3 protein-coding genes are annotated in these 3,387 nt (G+C 46.3%); all 3 read right to left on the bottom strand.

The window, feature by feature from the left end:
* On the bottom strand, positions 1-221 hold a 221-nt coding region (locus tag SGI98_09110; protein MDZ4743560.1), incomplete at its 3' end, for a hypothetical protein.
* A gap of 2 nt (positions 222-223) precedes the next feature.
* Entirely contained in the window at positions 224-2,176 is a 1,953-nt protein-coding gene (locus SGI98_09105) for a hypothetical protein (GenBank protein ID MDZ4743559.1), read from the bottom strand.
* Between the two features lie 262 nt (positions 2,177-2,438).
* Complete coding sequence (locus tag SGI98_09100; protein ID MDZ4743558.1) at positions 2,439-3,215, bottom strand: enoyl-ACP reductase; 777 nt, start codon at positions 3,213-3,215, stop codon at positions 2,439-2,441.
* Positions 3,216-3,387: the final 172 nt, after the last annotated feature.

The raw sequence follows: 3,387 nt of genomic DNA, 5'->3' as shown, positions 1-3,387 counted from the left end.
GTGAATATCTGGCCGATAATCAAATTATTGCGGTCGTAAATAGTTGTCGTCGTCGGCATGTCCTTGAGTTTGGTCAAGTCATACTCCGCGGCTTTGTCCTTGTATGGTTTGAGGAACTGGAAAGTAATGACGATCCCCAAGAAGGTCAGCAGGGCCAGACAGACGAGGCCGATCAGGCTGAGTTTCCAGTACCACTTTAATTTTTTTTGATTTGACGCCATGGTTATAATTCGGATGGGACAGGGAGGGCTGAGGGGTTCGGTAAAGCCGGTGCCACAGGACTTTTCTGGTCCTCGGAAAGGTTTTCAAAAGTCATCATTTTGAGGGTCATGGCCATGAGGCTAACCCTCCAGAATCCCATCAGCGACTGGATTTTGAATTCAGCTTCGGGTTCTTTAGAAAGGGCCTTAGACTTTTCATAGAGATAAATAAGAGGGGTTAAGTTAAGCGGTTTATCAGCGATTTTATTCAGTGCAAACCGTGCGATTGGTTCGGCTTGTTCCAGTGCTTCATTAAGCATCTTAGGATTATCAATGGAGTAGGTGAATTTAGAAGGTGCCCATGAGATATCTTCGATGCCGTACATTTCCCTTAAAAAACCCAGTCGCGAAATGTTCCCGAGATCATAAAAGATTTGGAACTCATATGAAATATTGTCAACCGGCAGGGGTTTGGGTTTGGGAATGGGTGGCATGTAACCGCCACCAAGGGAAAACTGGTTGCCTTGCAGATTTTCTTCCGCGAGCCTGACACGACGGTCGGAATAATATTTTGAATAATAGGTTTTTGCGGCTTTTTCAGACCACCGGTTTAAGGTGAAGACAAAAAGCCAGTCACTGATGAGGTTATCCCGCGCTTGCGGTGAAATATCTAAAAGATCCCGAGCGAGGAGTTCGGCATATCCTTCAAGGGCAGGGGATACTTGTGCAAAAATCTGGCGGCCATTCAGGGCATAGGGTAATGTTTTATCCATCTGGGCTATGCCCGTCATTAAAACCAAGGGGGTGGGTTCTTCAGCGATGGCGGATTTAACCGATGTCTGGATAATATCGAGATCTTCACGGGCCGCGGACGGGAGCTTTGAGTCCTGTGGATAATTCCTTGTTTTTGAGAGAATGTTTTCTGACGTTTCCACCCCGGAATAAAGGTCATTAAGGTATTCTTCCAAGAGGGTCCAGCGGAGTACATTATTGAGCTGGGGATCCCTGTCGGGGATTTCGAAAAGGAGATTGTTGAGTTGGTTACGGGTGCTTTGTGCGGCCACCAAAAGGCGGTCTGTATCGGTTTCTGGAGTGGAACCGGCGATGGACTTGGCCATTTGAATATTCAAGTGGGCCTTAAGGAAAAGTTCATTGGCTTTTATCCATTCGTTTTTCTGAGAAGCTTCTTCAGCCCGCGCCTTATATTTGGCTGCATCTTCCATGAGGCTATCAGGATTCAGTCCTCCTTTGGCTTTGCGAACCCCTTTGAGTTTGACTGTTGGATCGATAGAGGCACTTTTTTCTTTCCGCAATTTGCTTTCACGTTCAATTGTTTGGGTAAGGTTTGTGACCATAGTCTCGGAGAATGCATCGACCTTCAGATTTGTGGTATCTAGGTCATACGCCAGCCTGGTTGCATCCCTGAGGTGACGGGCAGGAATGTATTTAATGCCCTTTGACTGACACCACATTGAGAATTCCTCGGCGTTTTTATATCCTGAATCGGGATGGACATCGGGGGCGGTGACGATTTTTTTAATGCCGTAATCAGCCAGTTTCTCTGCCATCAATTTAAGCTGTGGAATAGGGGATAGGGATGTGTCCGGACGGAGCTCGGCCAAGATAGCCGTTTTTTCCGGCCAAGGTTTACGGTGAGCGGCGGCGATCATGGCCACCCCCAGAGTGGCTGTGGAGCCTGAATAATCAGCGGACTCTGCCGTATTGATGGAAAAATCGATACTCGACCACGGAGACTCGATAACAAAGGCCGATTGGAGGGATGCTACTTGTAGGTGAGGGAGGATTGCAAGATGTTGGGCTTCCCCCGGTGTTTCGGAGTTAAAGGTGATTTTGGGACCTTCCGTAGGGTTAGTGGGGATGGGAGTAATCGTCAGCGTGGTCTCTTGGATGGATACCTTACCATCGGTTTTTTCTATGTAGGTGAGGGGAAATTTAATCTCTAGCTTTTCGCTCACTCCAGCGGGTGGAGGGGTCTGTGCGAAAAGAGTAATGCCTAAATAGAAATACAAACAGATTCTGAGGATTGAATCTGTTTTCCCAATGAAACGGTTTATTCTAAATGGGTAGTAACGTAACATGCTCTTGCTAAAAATCTTAAATTACACACTCATGGCAAATGGGCAAATGAAAAGGTGAAAGGTTCAAAAAAACAAAAAACCGTTGCATTTGACTGAAAAATACAACGGTGAGAATTTGTGTTACTCAGGTAGGACAGGATTACATGCCCATAATTTCATAACCACAGTCCACATAGAGCACTTGACCGGTAATGGCTGCTGCGCCCGGACTGGCCAAAAATGTCGCCGTCGCCCCGAGCTCTGAAGGGTCTACATTTCTCTTGAGGGGTGAATGCTCTTCGTAATGCTTCAGCATGTGTGTGAATCCACTGATGCCACGGGCGGCCAGTGTATTCATCGGGCCTGCACTGATGGCGTTAACCCGGATTTTTTGTGGGCCCAAATCATAGGCCAGATAACGTGTAGTTGCTTCAAGGGAAGCTTTAGCTACACCCATGACATTATAATGAGGGACGACTTTGACTGAACCATAATAGGTCATTGTGACCACGCTGCCACCATCGGTCATCAAGGGGAGGGCGCCGCGGGTAACACCAATGAGGGAATAAGCACTAATATTATGGGCTGTGAGATAGGCATCCCGAGTAGTATTGATAAATTGGCCTTCGAGGGCTTCCTTAGGGGCAAATGCTACGCTATGCAGGAGGAGGTCGAGTTTACCAAAATCCTTTTGGACATTTTGATAGACTTGGGCAATTTGCTCGTCGCTGGTTACATCACAAGGATAGATGGGAGTGTCCGAACCAAAAGTGCCGACAAGCTCTTCAACATTTTCTTTTAACCGTTCACCTTGGTAAGTGAATGCCAGCTTTGCTCCGGCCTCATGCCAGGCTTGGGCAATTGCCCAGGCAATGCTTCGTTTGTTAGCGACACCAAAAACGATCCCATTTTTACCTTCTAATACCTTGTTACTCATAGAGCTGAAACAAAAAGGGTATTTATGAATTTGGCAAGTCTGCAATCAGGATTTATTCGGATTCCCCCATTAATTTGATTTTGGGGGGAGCTTTAATGTGGAGATAGTAGCTATTTTGGGTCCTGAATTTAATAAAAAAATAATTTCTTTTGTTGATTTTATCCTATTATAG

This window comes from Verrucomicrobiota bacterium (assembly GCA_034440155.1).
Classification (GTDB): Bacteria; Verrucomicrobiota; Verrucomicrobiia; order JAWXBN01; family JAWXBN01; genus JAWXBN01.
The sequence above is the reverse complement of the archived record's forward strand: the minus strand, read 5'-3'. Positions and strand labels throughout refer to the sequence as shown.